At 40.6% G+C, this 25,432-nt stretch carries 18 protein-coding genes; 3 read left to right on the forward strand and 15 right to left on the reverse strand.

The features are described 5' to 3' along the window. Positions 1–97: 97 nt before the first annotated feature. On the reverse strand, positions 98–220 hold the full coding sequence (locus FHX64_RS14385; RefSeq protein WP_281370786.1) for a hypothetical protein: 123 nt from the start codon (positions 218–220) through the stop codon (positions 98–100). A gap of 120 nt (positions 221–340) precedes the next feature. Between FHX64_RS14385 and FHX64_RS05220 the strand changes: the two genes are divergently transcribed. Further along, on the forward strand, positions 341–1,471 hold the full coding sequence (locus FHX64_RS05220) for a TlpA disulfide reductase family protein (protein WP_183412749.1): 1,131 nt from the start codon (positions 341–343) through the stop codon (positions 1,469–1,471). A 93-nt stretch (positions 1,472–1,564) separates the two neighbouring features. Here the strand turns inward: FHX64_RS05220 and scpA are convergent, their stop codons facing one another. The 11 genes from scpA to murA form a co-directional block, all read right to left on the reverse strand. Continuing rightward, positions 1,565–3,688, reverse strand: a complete 2,124-nt coding sequence (gene scpA, locus FHX64_RS05225) for a methylmalonyl-CoA mutase (RefSeq protein WP_183412750.1) — start codon at positions 3,686–3,688, stop codon at positions 1,565–1,567. A gap of 72 nt (positions 3,689–3,760) precedes the next feature. Next, entirely contained in the window at positions 3,761–5,653 is a 1,893-nt protein-coding gene (mutA, locus tag FHX64_RS05230) for a methylmalonyl-CoA mutase small subunit (protein ID WP_183412751.1), read from the reverse strand. Between the two features lie 355 nt (positions 5,654–6,008). Continuing rightward, positions 6,009–7,007 (reverse strand): type I glyceraldehyde-3-phosphate dehydrogenase, encoded by a 999-nt coding sequence (gene gap, locus FHX64_RS05235; protein WP_183412752.1) that lies wholly within the window; start codon positions 7,005–7,007, stop codon positions 6,009–6,011. A gap of 150 nt (positions 7,008–7,157) precedes the next feature. Beyond that, positions 7,158–7,880 carry a (Fe-S)-binding protein gene (locus tag FHX64_RS05240; protein WP_183412753.1) on the reverse strand — a complete coding sequence of 241 codons (723 nt, stop codon included), beginning with the start codon at positions 7,878–7,880 and terminating at the stop codon, positions 7,158–7,160. A gap of 42 nt (positions 7,881–7,922) precedes the next feature. Further along, positions 7,923–9,053 (reverse strand): aspartate aminotransferase family protein, encoded by a 1,131-nt coding sequence (locus FHX64_RS05245; RefSeq protein ID WP_183412754.1) that lies wholly within the window; start codon positions 9,051–9,053, stop codon positions 7,923–7,925. A gap of 47 nt (positions 9,054–9,100) precedes the next feature. Beyond that, positions 9,101–9,556, reverse strand: coding sequence for a ribose 5-phosphate isomerase B (gene rpiB / locus FHX64_RS05250; protein ID WP_183412755.1), 456 nt, complete (start codon positions 9,554–9,556; stop codon positions 9,101–9,103). Between the two features lie 100 nt (positions 9,557–9,656). Further along, positions 9,657–10,709, reverse strand: coding sequence for a thiamine-phosphate kinase (gene thiL / locus FHX64_RS05255; RefSeq protein ID WP_183412756.1), 1,053 nt, complete (start codon positions 10,707–10,709; stop codon positions 9,657–9,659). A gap of 227 nt (positions 10,710–10,936) precedes the next feature. Then, positions 10,937–11,680 (reverse strand): pyridoxamine 5'-phosphate oxidase, encoded by a 744-nt coding sequence (pdxH, locus tag FHX64_RS05260; RefSeq protein ID WP_246392308.1) that lies wholly within the window; start codon positions 11,678–11,680, stop codon positions 10,937–10,939. Next, positions 11,598–12,821 carry a phosphoserine phosphatase SerB gene (gene serB / locus FHX64_RS05265; protein ID WP_183412757.1) on the reverse strand — a complete coding sequence of 408 codons (1,224 nt, stop codon included), beginning with the start codon at positions 12,819–12,821 and terminating at the stop codon, positions 11,598–11,600. The genes pdxH and serB overlap by 83 nt, the downstream gene beginning before the upstream one ends. Positions 12,822–12,860: 39 nt before the next feature. Further along, complete coding sequence (locus FHX64_RS05270) at positions 12,861–15,548, reverse strand: YncE family protein (protein WP_183412758.1); 2,688 nt, start codon at positions 15,546–15,548, stop codon at positions 12,861–12,863. A 40-nt stretch (positions 15,549–15,588) separates the two neighbouring features. Next, the gene (murA, locus tag FHX64_RS05275) at positions 15,589–16,896 is read right to left on the reverse strand and encodes a UDP-N-acetylglucosamine 1-carboxyvinyltransferase (RefSeq protein WP_183412759.1); all 1,308 of its coding nucleotides are present in this window, start codon (positions 16,894–16,896) and stop codon (positions 15,589–15,591) included. A 465-nt stretch (positions 16,897–17,361) separates the two neighbouring features. Between murA and murB the strand changes: the two genes are divergently transcribed. Together murB and priA are read left to right on the forward strand one after the other, a co-directional pair. Further along, the gene (gene murB / locus FHX64_RS05280; protein WP_183412760.1) at positions 17,362–18,378 is read left to right on the forward strand and encodes a UDP-N-acetylmuramate dehydrogenase; all 1,017 of its coding nucleotides are present in this window, start codon (positions 17,362–17,364) and stop codon (positions 18,376–18,378) included. A 3-nt stretch (positions 18,379–18,381) separates the two neighbouring features. After that, on the forward strand, positions 18,382–20,847 hold the full coding sequence (gene priA, locus FHX64_RS05285) for a replication restart helicase PriA (RefSeq protein ID WP_183412761.1): 2,466 nt from the start codon (positions 18,382–18,384) through the stop codon (positions 20,845–20,847). Between the two features lie 2 nt (positions 20,848–20,849). On the opposite strand, the gene FHX64_RS05290 is transcribed toward priA, so the two are convergent. The 3 genes from FHX64_RS05290 to porM form a co-directional block, all read right to left on the reverse strand. Further along, the gene (locus tag FHX64_RS05290; RefSeq protein ID WP_183412762.1) at positions 20,850–22,736 is read right to left on the reverse strand and encodes a putative porin; all 1,887 of its coding nucleotides are present in this window, start codon (positions 22,734–22,736) and stop codon (positions 20,850–20,852) included. Positions 22,737–22,916: 180 nt separating this feature from the next. After that, complete coding sequence (gene porN / locus FHX64_RS05295) at positions 22,917–23,861, reverse strand: type IX secretion system ring subunit PorN/GldN (protein ID WP_183412763.1); 945 nt, start codon at positions 23,859–23,861, stop codon at positions 22,917–22,919. Positions 23,862–23,886: 25 nt separating this feature from the next. Further along, the gene (gene porM, locus FHX64_RS05300) at positions 23,887–25,425 is read right to left on the reverse strand and encodes a type IX secretion system motor protein PorM/GldM (protein WP_183412764.1); all 1,539 of its coding nucleotides are present in this window, start codon (positions 25,423–25,425) and stop codon (positions 23,887–23,889) included. Positions 25,426–25,432: the final 7 nt, after the last annotated feature.

Raw genomic sequence — 25,432 nt, forward strand, 5'->3', positions numbered from 1 at the left:
GCACCAAGAGTCTAAAGTCAATCGGCTATGGGAATTTTGAATTAACTTTCCAGCTTCCTTAACTTCAAATTTTCATTGTCAATTGAATGCGTCTTCTTTAACTTCCTGCTGTTTTATTATTCAGTGATTCCTTCATTTCGTTATTTGATTCCGCTTTTAATTCTTTATTTTTTCTAAAAAGCTCGATAGACAAGCGTTTGGCTACAATAAAGTCGTACATTTGAAAATTATTTTGTTCCCATCTAAGTAGAAATAAAACAGGAGACTGCATAATGCTTTGTATTTTGGCAAAGCACAAACACTCTTTTCAGAATTAACCTATTAATTAACAGAAAGTAGAATGAAGAAATTATTTTTTTTAGCAACAGCAGCATTCCCAATGATGCTGATGGCACAAATCAACTTTTCCCTAAAAGGGAATGTAGATCACTTAAATGCGCCTGCCAAGGCATACCTGACGTATCACACAGGTACAAAAACCGTTATTGATACTGCCGACATTAACCAGGGAGCCTTTCATTTTGCAGGAAAACTGGACGAACCGACACAGGCCTATATCGTCATTGATCATGACGGAACCGGCGTAAAACATTCCGGGAACGACATGTTACCCCTTTATCTGGAAGCAGGAACCATCTCCGTCACTTCCACCGACTCAGTAAGCAAAGCTATCATTGCAGGATCTGAATTGAACCGCATCAACCAACTATTAATAGACCAACTGAAACCTATTGAAGCCAAACAAAAAGCATTGTATAACCAATATGCAGAAGCAACTCCCGAACAACGACAATCGAAAGTATTTGTATCACAAATCGAAAGTGCTTTTGATGCACTTGATCTGGAGCAAAAAGCTATTATCAAAAAGTTCATCAAAAATCATCCACAAACCATTGTCAGCTTAGATGCGTTAAAAACATTAGGAGGTTACACGCCAGACTATAATGAACTGGAACCTATTTTTGAAACCTTATCCCCTAAAGTTAGAAACACGGAAGACGCAAAAGCTTACGCTACCATGCTGGCTCAACTGAAAACGGTCGCCATTGGAGCCATTGCGCCTGACTTTACGGAAAACGACCCAGAAGGTCATCCTGTAAAACTTTCCGATTTTCGTGGAAAATATGTATTACTCGATTTCTGGGCTTCCTGGTGTGGACCATGCCGTCGTGAGAATCCAAACGTTGTAAAAGCATACAATGAATTCAAAGGTAAAAACTTCACTATTCTGAGCGTGTCGCTGGATAATGAAAACGGTCGTCAGGACTGGTTGGATGCTATAAAGAAAGACGGGCTAACCTGGACACAGGTTTCTGACCTCCAATATTGGAACAATGCAGCCGCACAACTCTATCACATTCGTTCTATCCCACAAAACTTTCTGATCGATCCAAACGGGAAGATCATTGCTAAAGATTTACGAGGCGATGCTTTAACCAACAAATTATCTGAGATTTTCGGGACTAAATGAGAAAAGCAAGGTATTGAGATAGACAAGAAATGATCATAAAAAAACGCTGACCGGAAACGATCAGCGTTTTTTTATGATTCAAACCGACTTTCTTTAGTCAGCCAGTAAAATTTCCATGATCTGACATGCTGCCTTGGCAACCGGAGAACCGGGACCAAAGATGGCAGCCACACCGGACTTGTAGAGGAAGTCATAATCCTGAGCAGGAATTACTCCGCCGGCGATAACAATAATGTCTTCGCGACCAAGTTTTTTCAATTCTTCTATTACTTGCGGAATCAAAGTTTTGTGTCCCGCAGCCAATGAAGAAACGCCCAACACATGCACATCATTTTCAACAGCATCTTTTGCAGCTTCTGCCGGAGTTTGGAACAAAGGTCCCATATCCACATCAAACCCGCAATCAGCATAACCGGTTGCCACAACTTTGGCGCCACGATCGTGACCATCCTGCCCCATCTTGGCAATCATGATACGAGGACGACGTCCTTCTTTTTTAGCAAACTGTTCTGTCAGTTCGCAAGCACGCATAAAATCTGCGTCTTGTTTTGTTTCTGATGAATACACGCCTGATATTGTTCGAATGGTTGCTTGATATCTACCTACGACTTTTTCGCAGGCATAAGAAATTTCTCCTAAGGTAGCACGAACTTTGGCTGCTTCGATGGCCAGTTCCAACAAGTTGCCCTTGCCTGTCTTCACAGTTTCGGTGATAGCTGCTAATGCATTATCAACCAATACCTGATCACGATCTTGCTTCAGGGCATTCAACCGTTCGATCTGTTGTTTACGAACAGCCGTATTGTCAACTTCGAGAATATCAATCGGATCCTGCTTGTCAAGGCAATATTTATTAACGCCCACAATAACCTGTTGACCGGAGTCAATTTTAGCTTGTGTGCGGGCAGCAGCTTCTTCAATTCTCATTTTGGGAATGCCTGTCTCGATTGCTTTGGCCATTCCGCCCAGTTGCTCAATTTCCTGAATCAAATTCCAAGCCTTTTCAGCCAGCTCTTTCGTCAGGCTTTCCACATAGTAAGAACCTGCCCAGGGATCGACTTCACGACAGATATTGGTTTCTTCCTGAATATAGATCTGTGTATTACGCGCTATACGCGCCGAGAAATCAGTAGGCAAAGCAATTGCCTCATCCAGCGCATTGGTGTGCAACGATTGCGTATGCCCCAGCGCAGCTGCCATAGCTTCAATACAGGTTCTCCCTATATTGTTGAAAGGATCCTGTTCGGTCAATGACCAACCGGAAGTCTGGCTATGCGTACGCAAAGCAAGTGATTTCGGATTCTTTGGATTGAACTGCTTGACAATCTTTGCCCATAACAGACGGGCAGCACGCATCTTTGCAATTTCCATAAAATGGTTCATCCCAATAGCCCAGAAGAAGGACAAACGCGGGGCAAACGAATCAATATCCATACCGGCATTTACGCCGGCGCGTAAATATTCCAATCCGTCAGCCAACGTATAGGCCAATTCGATATCAGCCGTAGCGCCTGCTTCCTGCATGTGGTAACCCGAGATAGAGATCGAATTGAATTTCGGCATGTTCTTTGATGTGTATTCAAAGATATCAGCAATGATTTTCATCGAGAAAGCCGGTGGGTAGATATAGGTATTCCGCACCATAAATTCTTTCAGGATATCATTCTGAATAGTACCGGCCATCTCTTCCAATTTGGCGCCCTGCTCCAGACCGGCATTGATATAAAATGCCATGATCGGCAAAACAGCGCCATTCATAGTCATGGAAACAGACATCTTATTCAATGGAATGCCATCGAAGAGCACTTTCATATCCTCAACGGAACAGATGGATACGCCGGCTTTACCGACATCGCCGACAACACGTTCGTGGTCGGCATCATATCCACGGTGGGTAGGCAGGTCAAAAGCTACGGAAAGTCCTTTTTGTCCGCTTGCCAGATTACGACGATAGAAAGCATTGGATTCTTCAGCCGTTGAGAAACCGGCATATTGCCGGATTGTCCAGGGACGCATAGCGTACATGACACTATACGGGCCACGCAGAAACGGAGGAATACCGGCAGCATAATGAAGATGCTCCATTCCTTCGAGGTCATCTTTTGTATAAATTGATTTTACATTGATTTGTTCAGGAGTAGTCCATTCAGTCGTCGACAAATGACTGTTTTCTGCGGTTTCTCCTTCAAACCGGAGTGTATGAAACGTTGGACGCATGATTATTTTGTTTAGTTGTGTTTATGTAAAATAAGCAGAAGATGTTCATTTCCTTCCACTTTCAATATTGTTTTACTTTGCAATGCCTAACAGTTGATTGAAATGTTGTAAAGTTTCCAATACATTAGAGCGGACATTGATAAATTCTGAAATGCCTTGTGCTTTCAGACTATCCATGCAAGCAGGTGCACCGGCAACAACCATCAGTTGCTTTCCATCAATGACCTTATAAGCCTGAGGAGCAATTGTTTCATACTCTTCATCGCTTGAACAAAGGACAATAATCTCAGCATTTGCCTGTTGTGCAGCGGCAATTCCATCTTCTACCGTCTGGAATCCCAGGTTGTCAATCACCTGATATCCGGCGCAGGCAAAGAAATTGCTCGAGAATTGTGCCCGAGCCAGGCGCATAGCCAAATTTCCAATAGTTAACATAAATACTTTAGGACGTTTCGCCGACTTTTCAGTGGCAAGACGCAATGCCTCAAAATCAGCAGCTCCACGTGTGAAATCAAGCACAGGCGCATTTTCGCCATGATTGCAGGTATGCCCTGCCATTTCTTCAATTTTATCTCCGGCAATTTCATTGAAGTTCGGGTACTGATTTGTTCCTAAAATCACTTCGCGACGACCTGCAACAGCTTTCCGACGGTTGGCATTGGAAGCATTAACAGCCGACTGGATATTTCCGGCAGCTACTTCTGCCAGGAAGCCACCTTTGGATTCTACTTCGAGGAACAATTTCCACGCCTGGTTAGCAATGGCTTCTGTCAGGTTTTCGATATAATAGGAGCCGGCTCCGGGATCCACCACTTTATCAAAATGGCTTTCTTCTTTCAGCAACAATTGCTGATTGCGTGCAATACGTTCAGAAAACTCATCCGAGCTCTTGAATACGGTACTAAACGGCAAAACAGTTAATGAGTTCACCCCGGCTATCACTGCCGACATAGCTTCTGTCTGAGAGCGAAGCATGTTGACGTACGGATCGAATGTTGTCATATTCCATTGCGATGTTTCAGCATGAATCATCATTTTGGCAGCACAACGTTCCATACCGTCAGGTTCATTATGCTTGCAAACATTCGGACACTTCTCTCCATATGCATACACAATATTACTCCACAAAAAGCGGGCTGCTCTGAATTTGGCAATTTCCATGAAATAGTTTGAACTGATTCCAAAATTGAAAGTCATTTTCTTCCCAATCTTTTCAGCCGTAAATCCTTTTTCTACCAATTGAGCCAGCAAATCATTTCCCCAAGCCAAAGCGTAACCTAGTTCTTGGTAAATATATGCACCGGCATTGTTGAAATAAACAGGATTAATAGCAATCGTTCTAAATTTAGGCAGGTATAGCGATGCAGTAACAATAGAGGCGTACAGGTCAACAACATTGTCAATAACTTTGCCACGTGTCAATCGACGTCCGATCGGATCAAAATTGAGTGAACCAAAAACCTGTTTCGGTTCAATGTTGTTTTCTTTTACATAAGCGACAAAGAGCTCCGTCAATTTTACCGCTGCTTTGACACAGGTATCAAAATGCAATTCAACCTTTGTTATATCGATACCTTTCAGTAATTGCTTTAATGAATCGGCGCTTATGGCATCGGCATCAATGGCAATTTCCAAAGAAGTAACGCCGTGCGTAAGTAAAGCGGTAGCTTTTTCGTTAGCAGCACTGATGTTTTGATTGGAAACATTGATTTTTTGACGAATCTGCCAACTGTTTGTTTGTTTTGTTCCCCGAACATATGGGAATTTTCCGGGGAGTTCTCCGTGAGCTTTCAGTCCAACCAAATCTTCCTCACGATAAAATGGTCGAACATTAAACCCTTCATTTGTGCGCCAGACTAATTTTTTTTCAAAATCGGCGCCTTTTAAGTCTCCGTTGATTTTATCCATCCATTCCTGCGTGGAAACAGGTGGAAATTCCGAGAAAAGTGAATTTGAATGATCCATCTCTTTTTGTTTAGTGTAGTTTGTATCTATAGAATGATAAGCCAATTCGTGTGTTGAAAACATTCCCGACACATATATACATTCGGAATCAAAAAAGTGATTCAGCATGTAGATGCGTATCGTTTAGAATTCAGGTAATGTATTAAAGCATCATGATCGCTGTAGAAACAGGTTTGAAAAATTGAAGTTGTGTGTAGAAACACGATGCTTTACTACCGTGGTTGTGTTTTATATTGTTCGTTGTAAAGTAGTATTCCGGCTAAAAGTCAAATAGGTTTTTGAAAAATCTCATTTATATCATAAAAAGAGGAAGCCACCTTTTTGAGGCGGCTTCACACGATAATTCTATCTAAAATTATTTCACAGTTGCCATGTGCTGAATCAGTTCTACAACTTTATTAGAGTAGCCCCATTCGTTATCATACCATGATACTAATTTCACGAAATTCGGATTCAACATAATACCTGCTTTTGCATCAAAAACAGACGTACGTGATTCGTGAACAAAGTCAGAAGAAACAACAGCATCTTCAGTATAGCCGAGGATACCTTTCAATTCGCCTTCTGCTGCTTCTTTCATAGCGTTGCAGATTTCTTCGTATGTTGCGCTTTTTTCCAAACGGCAAGTCAGATCAACCACAGAAACATCCAAGGTAGGAACACGCAAAGACATTCCGGTCAATTTACCATTCAAGGAAGGAATTACTTTACCAACAGCTTTTGCAGCACCGGTTGATGAAGGAATAATATTACCAGCAGATGCGCGGCCACCTCTCCAATCTTTTTGTGATGGGCCGTCAACAGTTTTTTGGGTAGCTGTAACAGAGTGTACAGTAGTCATCAAACCTTCAACGATACCAAATTTATCATGAACTACTTTTGCTAAAGGAGCTAAACAGTTGGTTGTGCAAGATGCGTTTGACACAATAGTTTCGCCAGCATAAGCTTTATTGTTTACTCCCATAACAAACATTGGAGTATCATCTTTTGAAGGAGCTGACATAACAACACGTTTTGCACCTGCTGCAATGTGAGCACCAGCTTTTTCTTTTGTTAAGAACAGACCGGTAGATTCTACTACATATTCAGCACCAACTTCGTTCCATTTCAGATTAGCCGGATCTTTTTCTGCAGTAACGCGAATAGCATGGCCATTCACAACCAATTTACCGTCTTTTACTTCGATAGTACCGTCGAATTGACCATGAACTGAATCATATTTCAGCATGTAAGCCATATACTCAACGTCGATCAAGTCGTTTATACCTACAATTTCAATGTCTTTTTTAGTTAATGCTGCACGGAACACCAAACGTCCGATACGGCCAAAACCGTTAATACCTACTTTAATCATGTTCTTACTGTTTTAATGGTTCATTATTAATATTAAGCGCAAAGATACTGCTTTTTTATGACCTAACAATGGGTGATTGAGAATTAATACTGATTTTTTTCTCTAATTAATAATTATTTAATTTACAACAAGTTACAACGATGATGCATTCTAAAATTGCGATAAAATATCAGCCAAGTGAATCACCTTTAGCGGTACTTTATTTTTCTTGCAATAGCCAGCAATATTCATGGCACACGACGCCTCGCTCGTGACAATATATTCAGCGCCACTCTCAACACCGTTACGCACTTTATTAGCTACCATAGCGGTAGAAATTTCCGTATTTTTAATTGAAAATGTACCTCCAAATCCGCAACAGACTTCGCTCTCATTCATTTCCACCAGCTCCAATCCCTTTACATGGCTGAGCAATTCGCGAGGTTCTTCTTTAATGCCATATGACCGGAGAGCAGAACAAGAATCATGGTAAGTGACTTTATGCGGGAAACAGGCTCCAAAATCAACCACTTGCAACACGTTAACGAGAAAATCGGACAATTCGTATAGGTTCCGGCTTACATTGGCATGTCGTTGCAACAACACGGGGTCGTCTTTGAATAAAGATGGATAATCATTTATGACAAAACCGGAACAAGACCCCGAAGGAGACACAATAGGAATATTTTCTTCAAAATCTTGTAAAAACTTCACAGCTAACTTTCTGGATTCTTTCCAGTATCCACTGTTGAATGCCGGTTGACCACAGCATGTCTGGTTAGTATTAAACATGACTTTACAGCCAGCTTTCTCGAGAATTTTAACCGTATTAAATCCCGTCTCAGGATAAAGCTGATCAATAAAGCACGGAATAAACAACTGAACTTTTGTCATGCAACACTATATTGCAGAGTTATCAGGATTCGATTTCTTAATTTATTCGTTACGCAATGCCATTTCAAACCGCTCTAAAAATAATAGAGCGTCATCGTGAGTCAAACAAAGAGGTGGTAATAGTCGAATAACATGCGTTCCGCTGCCTCCTGTAAAGACCTTTTGTTCAAAGAGTAAACGTCTGCGTAAATCGGCAACAGGTTTTTCCATTTCAATGCCAATCATCAGGCCCAGGCCCCTTACCTCTTTTATTTTTGGGAAGGCATCAAGTTCTTTCAACAAAAACGCACCTGTTTTTTGAGCATTTTCAATCAGGCGTTCTTGTGCAAAAACATCCAACACAGCAATAGCAGCCGTACAGGCCAAATGATTTCCCCCGAATGTTGTTCCCAACTGGCCATGAACAGCTTCGAAAAAAGGAGCTATTAATACGCCTCCGATCGGAAAGCCGTTTCCCATTCCTTTGGCTACTGTGATTAAATCAGGACGAATGCCTGCATATTGATGAGCGAAAAATTTTCCGCTCCGCCCGTAACCCGATTGTATCTCATCGAGAATAAGCACAGTTCTGGTGCGTTTGCATTCCTCGGCAAGATATTTCAAAAAGCGTTCATCCGGCAACCGGACACCTCCTACGCCCTGAATGCCTTCAATAATCACCGACGAAACATCTCCTTTATTTAATTCTTTCGACAGGGCTTCAAAGTCATTCATTGGGAGAAACGTGACCTCCAATCCGGCGTTCACAGGTGCGATAATCTTCGGGTTATCGGTAACTCGTACAGCAGCAGAGGTACGGCCATGAAAACTCTTTCCAAAAGCTATGATTCGCTTTCGACCGTTATAAAACGATGCCAGTTTCAGTGCATTTTCATTAGCCTCAGCTCCCGAGTTAATTAAAAACAGGCTGTAATCTTCATAACCGGAAGCAATGCCCAACTTCTCTGCTAAAGTAACCTGCAAGTTGTTATGGACTGAATTCGAATAGAATCCCAATTCATTCAGTTGTTGCGTTAATCGTTGAATATAAAGCGGATGAGAATGTCCTATGGAAATTACGGCATGACCACCATACAAATCCAGGTATTCATTCCCTTGCTTGTCGTATGTGCGACAACCTCTCCCTTTTGTAATTTCAACATCAAATAAAGGATAAACGTCAAAAGGTTTCATAAATTATTATATTTCTGCACTTCTCCTTTTGTTTTCTAAGAAGATTGTCATTTAGGTTGAAGTGGAATTTTATCAATGCGACGTTGGTGGCGACCACCTTCAAAATCGGTGGTAAGAAATATCTTTACCATATTCAGGGCCTCATCAGCTTTTACGAACCTGCCCGGCAGCGATAATATATTAGCATTATTATGTTGACGCGCCAAGGCAGCTAATTCCGGCGACCAGCACAAAGCCGCGCGGATACCCTGATGCTTGTTAACAGTCATATTAATACCATTGCCGCTACCGCATATGGCAATCCCATAGTCATATTCTCCTTTTTCAACGGCATCAGCGAGTTTATGGCCAAAATCAGAATAATCACAACTATCGGGAGAATAGGTTCCAAAATCATGAAGCACAGCTATATGATCAGCTAACCAAGGCGTTATACCCGTCTTCAAGCCATAGCCGGCATGATCGGAAGCGATAGCAATTTTGAGTTCATTAAGGGCTTTCATACGTCTATTTTTATTTTTTACAATAAGGATGTATAGAACTCGCCAAAACAATCATCTACTTGAGCATGAGTTATTTTATGGCTCGTTTCATGTATATGGTTTATTGGTTTTTTAATTCATTGATTGCCTTTTCCATGCTCCATCCCTGCGCTTTTAGATCAAATTCCTGTTCGTCACGCGTAATCAGCCGACAACCCAGTTCAGCACGGGTCATATAGCCAATCAACGTTACGCCTTCGAGGGAATCAATCACTTCATGCATTGACATTGGCATGGTGAATAAAAGCTCATAATCTTCTCCGCCATTCAACGCTGCGGTGACAAGATTCATATTAAATTCTTCGGCCATTACAGCCGTCTGATAATCAATCGGGATTCGATCTTCATAAATACGGCAGCCCGTATGGCTCTGAGTGCACAAGTGCAATAACTCGGAAGACAACCCATCTGAAATATCAATCATCGAAGTGGGAATAATCTGTTTCTCCCGTAACAATTCAATGATATCTTTTCTTGCTTCGGGCTTCAACTGTCGTTCAAGCAAATAATCTTTTCCGCTGAAATCAGGTTGCATCTCAGGATTTCCTGCAAAAACCACTTTCTCCCGTTCTAGCAGTTGCAAACCCATGTAAGCAGCGCCTAAATCACCCGACACACAAATCAGATCATTTTCTTTTGCCATATTACGATAAACGACCGATTCTTTTTCAGCTTCTCCGATACAAGTCAGCGAAAGCAGTAAGCCCGTCACAGAGGCGGAAGTATCGCCGCCAACCAAATCAACACCATACTGCTCGCATGCCAAATGAAGACCTTCATATAAAGTGTCGATATCTTCCACTGAAAATCTTTTAGAAATACCAAGCGAAACTGTCAATTGCTTTGGCGTTCCATTCATGGCATAAATGTCTGAAAAATTCACAACAGCAGCCTTATATCCTAGATGCTTCAAAGGAGTATATATCAGATCAAAGTGGATGCCTTCGAGCAAAAGATCAGTTGTAACAAGGGTTTGCTTTCCGTCATAGGACAACACGGCAGCATCATCACCAACTCCTTTGATTGTAGAAGAATTCTTATTCGAAAAGGTTTGAGTTAGCCGGCGGATAAAACCAAACTCCCCCAAACTTGCTATTTCAGTGCGTTCTGGCATGAAGAAAAAATGTTTTTAAGCATGAAATTTACGCTTACAAAGGTATAACAATCTGAGCCCCTTCCCAAAAAAAATGAGGGTTGCTTGAAAAATCTACAACAAAAAGCAAATAAATAGTATCATAAAACAAGGAAGATCTTGTCAGATTCATTGAAAAAATTGAAGCTCCATCTATTTCAGTAGTAAAAATATGCCAGACTTCTTTTTGTTATTAATTGCAATACTCTTCAAGGAGCCAATCGACTCATAATCCATTTATTTTCAATAAGTTCATATAACAATCGATCATGGAGCCTGTTAGGACGGCCTTGCCAAAATTCAAAAGTAACCGGAGAGACTATGTATCCGCCCCAATGTGGAGGTTTTGGAATAGTATCGCCAAATTTCTCTTTGTAATAGCGAAATTGTACATCCAAAACATCATGGGATGTAATTATCTGGCTCTGAGGCGATGCCCACGCCCCCAGTTGGCTTTCCGTTGGTCTTGAATGAAAATATTGAGTGGATATTGCTTCGTCCACTTTACGGGCAACACCCTCAATACGCACTTCACGCTCAAGCGACTGCCAGAAAAACAACAAAGCGACATGATTATTTTCAGCTATTTGTGCTGCTTTATGCCCGGCATAATTCGTATAAAAGACAAGACCTTCATTCGTCACTTCTTTCAGCAAAACCATCCGGGAATGAGGTTGTCCATGTTGATCAACCGTTGAGAGTGACATTGCTGTCGGTTCTAATTCGTCGCCGTCAATTGCTTCCCGAAGCCATTTATTAAACTGTTCCAGCGGATTACCGGCCATATCGCGCTCATTCAATATGCCGTGCTGATAATTTTTTCGTATATCGCGTAACATCATTTGCAATAAAAAGGGCAGTTTCCTTTGATTAATTACCAATATGGAAATCTCTGAAGCCCAAAAAGTATAAAACGCCATCCAGACCAATTGTCGAAAGAGATTGCTGCGCATTGGCCTTCACCTTAGGTTTTGCGTGAAAAGCAATCCCAAGTCCAGCTAAATTTAACATTGGCAAATCATTAGCTCCATCTCCCACAGCAATAACCTGCTCTAATTCAATTTTTTCTACCTGGGCGATCAGCTTCAGCAATTCGGCTTTACGCTTTCCATCAACAATATCACCCAGATAATTGCCGGTCAACTTTCCGTCAATAATTTCCAATTCATTGGCATACATATAGTCGACATCAAAGAGACGTTTCAAATAGTTGCCAAAATAACTGAATCCGCCGGAAAGAATGGCAACTTTGAATCCAATCTTCTTAAGTGTAGAAATGAGGCGTTCAGCTCCATCCATTATGGGAAGCTGTCTGGCAATATCTTCCAGTACGGACTCATCCAATCCCTTTAGCAAAGCGACCCTTTGTTTAAAACTTTCATTGAAGTCAATATCGCCATGCATAGCCGATTCGGTGATTGCTTTTACCCGAGCGCCCACGCCTGCCCGTTCGGCCAATTCATCGATTACCTCTGTTTTAATCAAAGTCGAATCCATATCAAAACAAATCAAACGCCGGTTACGACGATACATGTCATCCTTTTGAAACGAAATATCAATGCCCAGCTCTGATGAATATTTCATGAATTGGGACGAAAGCGCATTTTTATCATTCAACGTACCCCGCACGGATAATTCAATGCATGCACGTACCGCATTTGAATTGTCTACTTCCAACGAAGGTCGTCCGGTCAGGCGAATAATGGAATCAATATTGAGATTTTGTCCTGCAATCACCTTCGTTACTTTAGATAATTGCTTAGCCGTTATAACTTTGCCCAAGACAGTTACAATATAACGGTTCTTCCCTTGTTGCGTTACCCAATTATCATACCGATCAATCGTCACAGGAGTAAAACGTACGTTTACATTCAATTCCGAACATTTAAAAAGGATTTCCTTCAACACATTTCCCGAATCGGCATTATTCGTTATTTTGCATAAAATACCAAGAGAAAGCGTGTTATGAATATCTGCCTGACCAATATCTAAAATTGTGGCATCGTACTTCCCTAAAATATCAGTAATTGCAGTGGTAACACCAGGTTTATCGTCACCCGAAATATTGATTAAAATGATTTCACTGTTTGGCATAATACAAATTTAAATTATTCTCAATTCCGGAATAAACAATCAGTTATCATCTGAATCCTTTCCCGCAAATTGTGTCGGATATGGAGTTGTCCCTTTAGCCGAAAACCAAATAATACGATTCAACAAATCATCATTGCCTGTATCAATTCCAGCAAACTGTGGTTCGAGACTCAGTTTCGCAAAGTGTAATGCAGCCCCACTCAATGCTGTTAAAGGTTTATTCATTTCATTGAGAGGAATACGGTTCGGAATAGCGTAATATGGAGAATAATCAGGTTTTTGAGTAAAGCAATTCCACATTGGCGTAGCAATAGCATCTTCGATATTCATAGGAGGCAATCCAAGAATCTGCTCAATAGTCCGCACAATCGAAGGCTGGTTATAAGCAGTTGAAATAGTCTTGTGAAGGCGTGAATAAGGACTAATCACCAACCCGACAGTACGGAATGCTGATACATGATCCCATCCATCCTGAGAGTCATCTTCTGTCACAAAAATGACGCTGTTTTTATAAAACTTGCTGTTGGTAAAGGCATCAATTATTTTCCCCAAGGCATAATCATTATCAGCCACCATAGCCCTTGGCGTTGGAAACCCAGGAGCCATACCAGCTGTGTGATCTGCAGGAAGAGCCAAAATCATTAATTGTGGCAACGAATCTCCCGACATGGCTTCATAATGTTTTAACTCCTGTACAAATGCATCAGCCCGGACGGCATCAGGAATTTTATGACTGTCATAACCCGGATAAGTAGGACTAAGTAAAGGCTTCACCGTATTTAATGTCGTAACATTGGTAAATTTGAAAGGATTTCCCTTGATAAAGTTATTATAAATATCACTCCATGTGAGTTTTGGATCAAAGTGAGGGATGCAGGCTTCACCAAAGATTTCGACCGAGACGCCATGTTTTCTGGCATTATCCCATAGGAAACCACTTGGAGCATATACCAAAGCATCGGTTTGAACATGTGGGTAGCTACGAAACCATGCCCTGACATTTTTTTCAATATAATCCGTCACTATAGAAGCGTCTGTCCATTGGTGCCCTTCAGCCGAGCATTTCCCGGAAGCCATGTAATTATCAAGCAATAGATAATCTTTGACTAACTGATGAGCATTTGGTGTTATCTCTTTCCCAAAAGTGCAAAGCTGAGCATCTCCATTCCCCGTTTTGACATCACCCAACACCTGATCATACGTTCTATTTTCCCTGATGATATACAAAACATGCTTAAAGACAGATGGTTCTCCGATTCGTGCAGGAAGAGGTCTGGGAGCAATACCTTTACGTGGCGGCAATTGGGCGCTCTGGAGTCGCCGTAATTGATTCAACGCAATAACCTGTCTGGTATAACGGGCAAGCTGTGCTTTACCAGGCATATCAATAATCGAAATAGAGGCCAGCATATGATGCGTATTATAAACTGCTGGTTCCCCTTTTAATAAATAGAAAGGGCGGTTTGGTCCGTCTGCTTCTATGTTTGTAACAAACAACTCTTTCCTATCTTTAATCTTACCAGATTTAATATTAATGGAAGAAGGATAATAGCCTGTTGGGATAAATCCATCAACAACGCTTTTATTTAATGTCCCACCAGAGCAACTTTTCTTTCCCAGTGATATTATTGCAATGGCATTGTCCATTCCTACCGCTACATAGAGTTTGTGCCCACCGGCAGATACTGCAAGTCCATTGGGAGAATCGCCAAAATAGTCATTAATGTTCGATTGCAGTCGAACGGGTATTGTCTCAACAACAGCATCGTTAAATGTATTGATGACACTCACTGCATCGCTATTTGAATTCGTCAGATATACAAATTGGCCATCGGGAGATGCGACGATTTTATTTGGATGCAGCCCGACAACGATATTTTTAAGCACTTTACCTGATTCCGGATCAATGACGCTTACACTTCCTTCCCTTGTGGCGGCATTCGTTGTATCAATACGAGCCTCACCCCAAGGAACTCCTGCAACATTCGGATCATCTTTGTCCGGTGTTCTTCCTGCCCAATCGGTAACATACAACTTATTATTTGCTAAAGCTATCCCGTAAGGAGCCACACCCGTGGGGGCAATCCAAATGGTATCTCCAGTTTTCAGATCCTGTTTAACCAACTGATTATTGCCATTTAACACCACATAAAGCATGTCCTTCCCCTTTTCATCACGAATCAAAACCTCGTTAGGCAGTGCTGTCTCTGCCGGAGCCTGCGCTTTATAGGTGAATATTTTCTTAACTGTCGCTTTGTGGCCGTTCCACATGACTTGAATAACATACGAATATGCTATATTTCCACCCACAGCACTCCATGTAATTCTGTTTTCGTCGCCAATTCTATTCCAGCGAATGCCTGAATAGGTATTCATGGCTCCATATCCAACTTTAGGGATTTGCTCTATATCCTTCAATGGAAGCGTATAAACTACTTTTTGAGTAATAGTATTAACAATCACCAAACTATAACGTTCTTCAATGGCAAGCCATTTTCCACCAGGTGACAGGGCAGCATCCATCGCGTGATTCTCCAAAAGCGAATCTCCAAAGAAAACCTGTTTACCTGCAGATGCAATAGCCCGGTTATTCGTAAGCCAAATCGGATGAGTGGTATTTACCTGCAATGGACGCTTTGGTGCTGCCTGTATTACCAAACCCGAAGCATAAAAAGAGAAGCATATAATAACCCAAAAAATAGATCGTCTCCACGTTTTGTTTCTCATAAACTATTTATTTTAATGATTTTACAGACACCACCCACATTTAATCAATTCTCCGGATATCAGCGCCCAATTGTTGTAACCGCTTATCAATAGACTGATAGCCTCTGTCAATTTGCTCTATGTTGTCGATTATGCTTTTCCCTTCAGCCGACAGTGCAGCGATCAGAAGTGCAACTCCAGCCCGGATATCCGGAGAAGTCATACGTGTAGCGCGTAATGGTTGCTCATGATTTAACCCAATGACAACAGCCCTGTGAGGATCACACAGAATAATCTGAGCTCCCATATCAATCAATTTATCAACAAAGAAAAGCCTGCTTTCAAACATTTTCTGGTGAATCAACACACTCCCTTTTGCCTGAGTAGCAACAACCAAAGCCACACTGATCAGGTCGGGAGTAAATCCGGGCCAGGGAGCATCGGCGACCGTCATGATAGAACCATCCATAAATCGCTGAATACGATAATGATCCTGGGTAGGAATATAAATATCATCATCCTGAAAGACCAAAGAAATTCCCATTCGCTCAAAAATATCCGGCGTAATTCCCAAATGTTCTTTGGCGACGTTCTTAATGGTAATATCCGATCGGGTCATTGCTGCCAGTCCGATAAAACTTCCTATCTCAATAATATCAGGCAAAATACGATGTTCGCATCCCGATAAATGAGCGACTCCTTCGATTGTCAACAAATTAGACCCTACCCCTGAGATATGAGCCCCCATATTGTTGAGCATTGTGCAAAGCTGAAAAAGATACGGTTCGCAAGCTGCATTAAAAAGCGTTGTTTTGCCTTTTGCAAGCACAGCCGCCATTACCAGATTAGCAGTTCCGGTTACAGATGCTTCATCGAGCAAAATGTACGCTCCCTGCAAACCTCCAGATGGAGCTGTAACTTCAGTTTTTTCAGGGTCATAAGAAATCTCTGCTCCCAGTTTCTGAAATCCGATATAATGTGTATCTGTACGTCGTCGGCCGATTTTATCTCCACCCGGGTGAGGAATTGTCGCTATGCCAAAACGGGTTAACAATGGCCCCACAAGCATAATAGAACCACGCAAAGAAGTTGCCTGTTGTACAAATTCAGGCGTATTCAGTTTCGACATATCAACCTGGTTTGCCTGGAAGGAATAGCTGCCTGCGGTTTCGCGAGTGACAATCACGCCCAACAATTGTAATAATTCAATAAGCTTATTGACATCCCTGATATCGGGAATATTGCTGATAGTAACTTTTTCAGAAGTCAGGATGGTAGCGCAAATAACCTGTAGTGCCTCGTTTTTTGCTCCTTGTGGAATAATTTCTCCGGAAAGGCGATTTCCGCCATAAATTTCAAATGATGCCATATATGGATTGAATGTTGCTCATAATAAGCGCCAAAAGCCAGCACATGCTTTTCTGCAAATTTACACTATTTTTTGCGATCTAACATATAAACACCTAAATTGTTCAGAGAAAATGCTTTTCAAAAAAAGACATAGTAAAGAAGTTAAAGAAGTTGAGAAGTTCGGGAAGTTGGAACCCTCAATTCTTGCTAAGGATAGACACCTTGCGTCGGTAATCGCAGACACCTTGCGTCGGTAGTCGTAAACACCTTGCGTCGGTAATCGTAAACACTTTGCGTCTCTCGACTAAAGATGCTTTAGATTGACGGTAGGATGGATTGAAGGTTATAACTGACGTACTTCTTTGATTTCGTATTCTAAGATTCCAACTATACTACCAAGCAGATCTTCTTGAACTTCAGATTTTCAGATTCCTTGCCAGATTGTTCTCCTTTTGTCGTAATTTTGGATTTCAAAAACTAACCTATGATTTCGCATTCCTCGTTCTCTTTGCAACCTTACAATACCTTTGGCATTGAGGCTCACTGCTACCGTTTTATTGAGCTGCAACAACGTGATGATGTTGCTTTATGGGCATCCATGCAACAACAATCAGACAAACCCTTCTTTCTTCTCGGAGGCGGGAGCAATGTTGTTTTTCTTCCCTGGATTGATAAAAGCGTAGTAAAAGTATCTTTACACGGCATTGAACTACTCAAAGAAGATGATGAACATGTCTGGATTCAAGCTGCTGCCGGTGAAAACTGGAGCGATTTTGTCGATTTCTGTGTTCAAAAGGGATGGGGCGGACTAGAAAACCTGACTGGAATTCCAGGCACAGTTGGAGCCTCGCCTGTTCAGAATGTAGGCGCATATGGAGTTGAAGCCAAAGATGCTATTGAATCTGTAGAATGTTTTGGAATAGCAAGTGGAAAATGGAAGAACGTGCTCAATTCCGAATGTCAATTCAGTTATCGGGATTCAATATTTAAACAAGCTCTGAAAAACCAGGTCATCATTACGTCCGTTACTTTTCGCCTCGATAAAAATCCTTCCTTAAACTTGAGTTATGGAGGCATTCAGCAGCAACTCAAAAAAGAAGGCATTCTACAGCCAACTATTAAAGATGTAAGTCGTGCTGTGAAGACCCTGAGAAATGAAAAACTGCCCGATCCGGCCATCATCGGAAGTGCGGGAAGTTTTTTCAAAAATCCGGTGGTAGCAGTCGATAAATATATCAGCCTAAAGAATCATTACCCTGACATGGTAGCATTTCCGGTAGGTGAAGATTATAAACTTGCAGCCGGATGGTTGATTGAACAATGCGGATGGAAAGGAAAACAAATTGGCAAAGTAGGCGTTTATCCTAAACAAGCATTGGTCTTAATCAATCTGGGATCATGTACCGGTAACGATGTTAAACAATTAGCCCTTGCCATTCAACAATCGGTACAAGAAAAATTTGATGTCAAATTAGAGACAGAAGCCCTATTTATAGAATAGACCATGACACCACGTTTTGCCGAAGTTATCATGCCTTTACCCATAGAAGGGACATTCACTTACAGTGTCCCGGAGGAATTGTCATCGATCGTGAAAATTGGGATGCGTGTGGTGGTTACATTCGGCACACATCGTTTATACACGGGAATTATACAATATCTGCATCTCATTCCGCCGGATACGAAAAATGTAAAACCCATCTTTTCCCTTTTGGATGAAGAAGCCATTTTAATACGGCCTCAACTGGATTTCTGGGAATGGATGGCAACCTATTACATGGCATCATTAGGAGATGTTTATGTTGCTGCTTTACCATCCGGATTACGCTTGGAAAATGAAACGCTGATCAGACGAAATCCCGAAGTTGATAAAACACTTTCGTTCTCTTCCCGTGAATCGCGCATATGGAATGCAATATCCGAAGATAGGGCCTGCTCCATTCAGGAATTGATTAAGCGCACCGAATCCAAACATGCAGTGGTGTGGATTAAAAGCCTTATGGATAAAAAAGCGGTCATCGTATCCCAAACCATCACAGACACATACAAGCCGCGTACCATCAGCATGGTAAAAGCTGCATTCAACAAAGATAACGAACAAGAGGTTCAAACCATTTTTGAGCGTTTAAAGCGTGCTGAGAAGCAGTTGTCGTTGTTGATTACCTATCTTGATCTGTCGCAATTACTTTCAAAGCAAGAAACAAAACCTGTATCGAAACAAACTTTACTTGAAAAAAGCGGAGCTTCAGTGGCAGTTCTGAATGGTTTAGTCGATAAAAAAATTCTACAATTATATGACCAGCCTGTAAGTCGCCTGACGCATGAGATAACCACTCCTTTACAAGAAGCAGCCTCATTAAACTTATTTCAGACCAAAGCATACCAGTCATTATTAGATGAATGGAAAACAAAACAAACAGTTTTATTGCATGGTGTCACATCAAGTGGCAAAACGGAAATTTACATACATGCCATTCAGAAAGTAATAGCATTGGGACGCCAGGTTTTATACCTGGTTCCCGAAATCGCTTTAACTACACAGTTGACGCATCGCTTAGCCCGGGTTTTCGGAAGTAAACTAGGCATTTATCATTCCAAGTTTAATGATAATGAACGTATCGAAGTATGGAAGAATTTGCTGCATCGGGAAGGGCTGCAAATTATTCTGGGAGCACGTTCCTCTATTTTTTTGCCATTTCACGATTTAGGATTGGTCATTATTGACGAAGAACACGAAACCAGCTATAAGCAACAGGATTCAGCGCCACGCTACCATGCACGGGACGCCGCCATTATGCTGGCACATTTACACAGCGCAAAAGTATTGCTTGGGACAGCCACTCCATCTATAGAAACCTATCAAAATGCCTTGTCAGGTAAATATGGATTTGTAGAATTGAAGCAGCGTTATGAAGGCATTACATTACCACGTGTTGCCTCTGTAGATTTAAAGGAAGCTTTTCGGAAAAAGCAGACAGCCGGTCATTTTTCCGACACATTAATTGAAGCCATCAGTGGAGCTTTATCACGCCGTGAGCAGGTCATTTTATTTCATAATCGTAGAGGATATGCACCTTATGTAGAATGCCCGCAGTGTGCCTATGTGCCTAAGTGTAAATATTGTGACGTTAGCCTGACTTACCACAAGCAACAACATAAATTAATTTGCCACTATTGCGGATTCTCACAACCATTGCCCGATCGCTGCCCATCGTGTGGAAATAATTCTTTAAAAATAAAAGGATTGGGAACGGAAAAAATCGAAGATGAAGTAAGTCAGTTTTTCCCAAACGCGAAAATAAGTAGGCTGGATCTTGATGTAGCAAATACCCGCAAAGGATTTGAACGCATCATTACTGCCTTTGAGCAACATGAAACAGACATTTTGATAGGCACGCAAATGGTTGCAAAAGGGCTTGACTTTGCGAATGTGTCGTTAGTTGGAGTTCTCAATGCCGATGTTTTATTTCACTATCCCGATTTCAGAGCCCATGAAAGAGCTTTTCAATTACTATCGCAAGTCAGTGGTCGATCTGGAAGGAAAGGCAAACAAGGAAATGTTTTGATTCAAACCATGGATCCAAATCATGCTGTTTTGCCACAGGTTATCGCTCATGATTATATTTCAATGTTCCGTACCCAAATGAAGGAACGATATGAATTTTGTTATCCACCCTATTACAGGCTGATTGTCATAAACCTACGACATAAAGACGAAAACACGGTACATCACGCATCCGAGCGATTAGCCAAACAGTTGCGTAAATTATTTTCCGATCGTGTTTTAGGCCCGGAGATTCCTCCCATCGGGCGCTTGCATAGCTGGTATATGCGTACCCTTTTACTAAAGATTGAAAGCAATAGATCAAGTAATGCGGCAAAAAAGATGCTGAAAGAAACAATAGCAGAGCTTCAGGCAGAGGCTCCTTTTCAGTCTGTCCAAATCAATTTTGACGTTGATCCAATGTAAGACTAGCTATAGAAGTTCCATGAAAATCCAAATTTAAAAGTCATTGGATTCAAAGGATAGTGAGGTATGGAGAAATAGTTGGTATTGGGCAAAAACATTGTTCCTAAGTTATAATACTTTACAAAGATTCTAATTTGCTTCAAGTGAAAATTAGCATAAACATTGATCAACGGATATGCACCCAGTTTGATTTGATGCTGTAGATAAAATTGTTCCGTTGCGGGCATATAGTCCGGGGCGTAATAACTTGAATTATAGCTGACAGAAGTTCCAATTTGAGTATTAAGGTCTTTAAAAAGCGTCGTAGTAAAATACAAATTATGAAACATCGACCATGTTGGCAAAGGCAAGATGGATTGGTTGCTGCAAATTTGATATACCCCTTTATTTGCTAACACAAAAGGGCCTGCATGCAAATCAAGTTCAGCATTTGCAGCCACGACCTGAATGTTTCCAGAAAATTGAGCCGGTAATGCTGACGAATTAAAATAGAGCATATTCTTTGTGTTTGCCATTTGTAGCCCTAAAAATAAGTGATGTTTTGGCAAAGACAAATCTCCACCGACATAGGACTGGAAGGTGTTGGCAAAATGGTTATTCCAAATAAAATGATTGGAATAATAATGATCCCAAAAATATGACGGCGACACAGACTGTATCCTTCCTCTCGCCCTGAGCACCACCGAGTCTTTCCCCAACCGGAAAAATCCGCCAATATTCCCTTTCAGATGAAAATCTCCAATCCGGGGACCTTCGATAATCATATCTCCCTCGAAATCATACTTATAAATTCTACCCTCATATTTTGAAAGCTTGCCTCCAATGGTCGTATTATATTCAGAAGCATAAGAAAGTCGATCAGAATCATTCAACATCATGTAACGTTGATAATTACTTTCAATAAAGGCAGTTAGGCCAAAATGAAAAAGCCGGTTGAACTTCTCATCCAAGCGTACAGCAAAAGTATTCTTCAGCGACATCTCCGAAGCTGTATCGGAATGACTCGTATTGCTAAGATAGGTATTAGCAAAGAATGAAGTATCAACACTCGTTTCATGAAAACGTTTACTTCCAAGGGAATAATTCAGTGTGTGGATAAATGTAGTAACAGGAATAAATTCTTTTCGCACTGAATCGTTCTTGAGATGAATGGTTTTCGTAAACCCGAGAGAATAGCTTTGGTTGTAATAAAAAAAGACATTTTCATAGCCCGATTGAGCACCACTCAAATTCACGGGCATATTAATCGTGGTATATTGACCCGTATAGGTAGGATTGGTAACATAGCGATCATCCGTTAATCCACCATTTTCTTTATTATCAAATTTTTGATAAGCCAAGATACCAGAAGCATTATAATGATTACTGGTGTAGCTACCATACAAAGAAGCGACCAATGCTTTTGCCGATTGGCTGGAATATTGCCCCCTGGCATAAATATAGTCGAACAAACCGGTAATATTTAATCTTTTGCCATCATTCATTGAAAAAAGGACATTCACATGATCCTCTGCTTGTTGAGCAGAAGAACCTGTTTGATACCCAAAATTAGTATATGGAGTCTTTGTGTTGAAAAAGTAAAAATCACTTGGATCCCGAAAATAAGCATCATACGGGATACCAAATAAAAAATCTGTTTTTTGCGTGCGATCAAAAAAGATCTTCGATTGTAATGGAGATGCTAAGTTTCCATTGTAAGAATTAGCTATGCTATACCGATCAACAGGATTATCATCCTGAAAATTCAACGGAATGGTATCAACTGCAACTGTATCAGCTACGCCAAAACGAGAATCAATTTTCCAAGTTTTTACGTCGGGAGCAACATAAACAGATTTCTGTTGGGATGACCGATTATCCGATATATTGCCTGATCTTCTATTTTGCATGCGAGGATTTTGTCCCCAAATCGGGGACCCCACCCAAAATACGACAGAGATAAAAAAGAGAAATTTCTTCATGAGTGAAAATCTGCACAAAGATAGCAGTTTGCCATGACTTTTTAAAGCAAGAATAGTTCGCCTTTTCTAAAAAAAGCGAACTATTCCCATTATCTAAGATATGAATGATTAATATTCCCAGAGATTGTTCTCAAAATCAATAATTGATTCGTCGATTCTGTTTTGTTCTTTTCTTATAGCATCTTCATTCGTTAAGTAATCCAGCAATGTACGATGATAAATATCATCCACGCCTAAAATATAACTAGAGAAAAGTCGCTGATCGAAAAATAACCCCATCGTCATGTCAGAAGACGGATTATCACCCCAATATATTTTTGATTCAGCCATTAATTTACGTAATTCATCAAAATTAAACCAGCATACAATATCCCGAATCAGCGATGATTCAGCCTTAGGGTAGGTAAGTAGAGGAGCAATTGCCAAGATACGAGAATCAACAACAGAGCGATGTTTATCAAAAAACCAAACTTCTTTAATCAAAAACCGCTGCTGATGTTTCATAAATTCATCAATACTCATATTGTCTATAGACAACTTTCCGTTGTCGACTCGTAATGCAGGATAAAAAACATCATTGCCAACTTTGTATGAAAAAACACTATGAATCAAATAATCAGTACTGTCATAAGGAACAATCATATTTTGTGAAAAATCAGGTCTGAACTGATCGTCACGTACCCCTTTTTTATACACGGTTAAAGTTTTATTAATAACCCCATCTAACATGATCGTCATTAAGTTTTTCATACCATTCCCCGGTTCAAAGGGAAAATAAAGTGAAAAATTTTGTTTTTCACGCATATCAATAATGCGATATACAGTTTTTGACCACACTACATCATCAGCATGAATATTTGCCTGAACGGCATCCTGCAACTTATGAATTACGTTTCTGACCGAATCATTTAATTCATTTTCTGATTTATTGGCAGGAATTGTATCAGAAGTGGACTGAATGGGTTGAAAAAAGAGGGCATCTCTACTTTGCGCATGTAACGTCAAAAGCAAAGCAGAAAAACATATTATCAGCATGAATTTTATTCGTTGCATATTATTAATTTTTGAATATTTGCAATTATCGTCCACTTATTCTCACTGCTAAAATAGGCAATTGTCGTACCAATTTATCAGGGCCTATAGCTTTGATTCTCTTAATAATTATTCTGGATCCAATACGTTCTTCTGTCAATCGATTCTTTTGCTCCTGATTTAACACATTTGATCCTGAATTCAGTTCTTCTCCGTTAGGAAATTCTATTGTAAAACCAACCACAGTAAAATTAGCCGAAATAAGTTCATTGACATAATCTGCTACGATTGAAGCATTATCCAACATGGACAACGTCACGTTCCCTTCTTCAACTTTTCGTATCACACCTCCGGCATCTTTATATTGCAAAAACGGACGTGGGTCAGGCAATTGCCGAACAGTGTAAGCAACGTTTCCCATCGGCGTAAAACTTTTATTTCCACCAACTTTTGCGAATAATGAAAAGACTATTTTCCCAGATGTAACTGTTGGACGGCAATTCCATAATCCGTTTGGTTTATGAGTAAGCACAGCATTATTACACGCAACCTGAATATTTGAAGCTGCTATGCCAGGAATAGAAGCAGATAGCTCATTATCAATACCTGCATAAACAACATCAAGCGCTGTATTCGAAATAGTTGCACTTTTTGCTCCAACAATATAACTACTCTCAAAAGGAAAATCCTTATTTATGCCACCTGAGCTTAATCGAATATATCCTTTGTAATTAAACTCTCCGGGAGTAGAGCATACAAATCGAAGCATATTATTTGACATCCTACTCCCATTTACATAATATTCAGGAACTTTTGTTGAATCAACAGCAGATAATATGATTTGTGCATTATACTGATCTCCAACCATCACATATGTGGAAGTTGGGATAACATATGCCTGTAGTTTATTGACCCGATAATCGCTTGCATCCGTTTGTGCCATTAAATAGCGAATCACTTCACCTTCCGCCGCCTTTACATCTGACTGATATTTTGAAAGCTCTGTAACGGTGGCAATTACAGGCATCATTTCAAACATTGTTTGCTCCCAGTTCTTGCCATCACGCCCGCCGTTGGTAGCAAAATTTCTATTAAATGCAGCAATTTGAGTGGTATCTCCATTTACCATAGTTGCAAGAAAATCCCGATACGTTGTAAGTTTATTTTTCAAGATTGTACCATTATGTTCTATTAACCCATACTGACCTGTTACATCCAAATTATCCTTATGAATAATGTTGGTCAATGTCGCATTTTTACCATCTGCGAGGCGTACAATCTGATATTTAAAATTTTCGATGTAATTAAACATGCTATCAGATTTTTGCTTCACTATTAATGCTTTATTTAACCATTCCCCAATTTTCTTCGGATTTACTTCATCCAAATATTGAAATTTTTCAAGAGTAGCATGGTTACGACTATTTGCACTTTTTATTGTCTGTAATAGGCTATTGTTCACGACAACAAAACCATTTAATATATCTGCCGAAACATTAAGCGCCAACATAGCCGTCAAAAAAAGATACATCATCGCTATCATCTTCTGGCGAGGCGTTTCTGGACAATTCTTAGCTCCACTCATAGATTAG

It is taken from the genome of Microbacter margulisiae (assembly GCF_014192515.1).
Lineage (GTDB): Bacteria > Bacteroidota > Bacteroidia > Bacteroidales > Paludibacteraceae > Microbacter > Microbacter margulisiae.

What these genes read in the sequence shown, in the direction of transcription:
- FHX64_RS14385 (WP_281370786.1), bottom strand. Translation starts at nt 220, where the DNA reads ATGTACGACTTTATTGTAGCCAAACGCTTGTCTATCGAGCTTTTTAGA.
- FHX64_RS05220 (WP_183412749.1), top strand. Translation starts at nt 341, where the DNA reads ATGAAGAAATTATTTTTTTTAGCAACAGCAGCATTCCCAATGATGCTG.
- scpA (WP_183412750.1), bottom strand. Translation starts at nt 3,688, where the DNA reads ATGCGTCCAACGTTTCATACACTCCGGTTTGAAGGAGAAACCGCAGAA.
- mutA (WP_183412751.1), bottom strand. Translation starts at nt 5,653, where the DNA reads ATGGATCATTCAAATTCACTTTTCTCGGAATTTCCACCTGTTTCCACG.
- gap (WP_183412752.1), bottom strand. Translation starts at nt 7,007, where the DNA reads ATGATTAAAGTAGGTATTAACGGTTTTGGCCGTATCGGACGTTTGGTG.
- FHX64_RS05240 (WP_183412753.1), bottom strand. Translation starts at nt 7,880, where the DNA reads ATGACAAAAGTTCAGTTGTTTATTCCGTGCTTTATTGATCAGCTTTAT.
- FHX64_RS05245 (WP_183412754.1), bottom strand. Translation starts at nt 9,053, where the DNA reads ATGAAACCTTTTGACGTTTATCCTTTATTTGATGTTGAAATTACAAAA.
- rpiB (WP_183412755.1), bottom strand. Translation starts at nt 9,556, where the DNA reads ATGAAAGCCCTTAATGAACTCAAAATTGCTATCGCTTCCGATCATGCC.
- thiL (WP_183412756.1), bottom strand. Translation starts at nt 10,709, where the DNA reads ATGCCAGAACGCACTGAAATAGCAAGTTTGGGGGAGTTTGGTTTTATC.
- pdxH (WP_246392308.1), bottom strand. Translation starts at nt 11,680, where the DNA reads ATGCGCAGCAATCTCTTTCGACAATTGGTCTGGATGGCGTTTTATACT.
- serB (WP_183412757.1), bottom strand. Translation starts at nt 12,821, where the DNA reads ATGCCAAACAGTGAAATCATTTTAATCAATATTTCGGGTGACGATAAA.
- FHX64_RS05270 (WP_183412758.1), bottom strand. Translation starts at nt 15,548, where the DNA reads ATGAGAAACAAAACGTGGAGACGATCTATTTTTTGGGTTATTATATGC.
- murA (WP_183412759.1), bottom strand. Translation starts at nt 16,896, where the DNA reads ATGGCATCATTTGAAATTTATGGCGGAAATCGCCTTTCCGGAGAAATT.
- murB (WP_183412760.1), top strand. Translation starts at nt 17,362, where the DNA reads ATGATTTCGCATTCCTCGTTCTCTTTGCAACCTTACAATACCTTTGGC.
- priA (WP_183412761.1), top strand. Translation starts at nt 18,382, where the DNA reads ATGACACCACGTTTTGCCGAAGTTATCATGCCTTTACCCATAGAAGGG.
- FHX64_RS05290 (WP_183412762.1), bottom strand. Translation starts at nt 22,736, where the DNA reads ATGCAAAATAGAAGATCAGGCAATATATCGGATAATCGGTCATCCCAA.
- porN (WP_183412763.1), bottom strand. Translation starts at nt 23,861, where the DNA reads ATGCAACGAATAAAATTCATGCTGATAATATGTTTTTCTGCTTTGCTT.
- porM (WP_183412764.1), bottom strand. Translation starts at nt 25,425, where the DNA reads ATGAGTGGAGCTAAGAATTGTCCAGAAACGCCTCGCCAGAAGATGATA.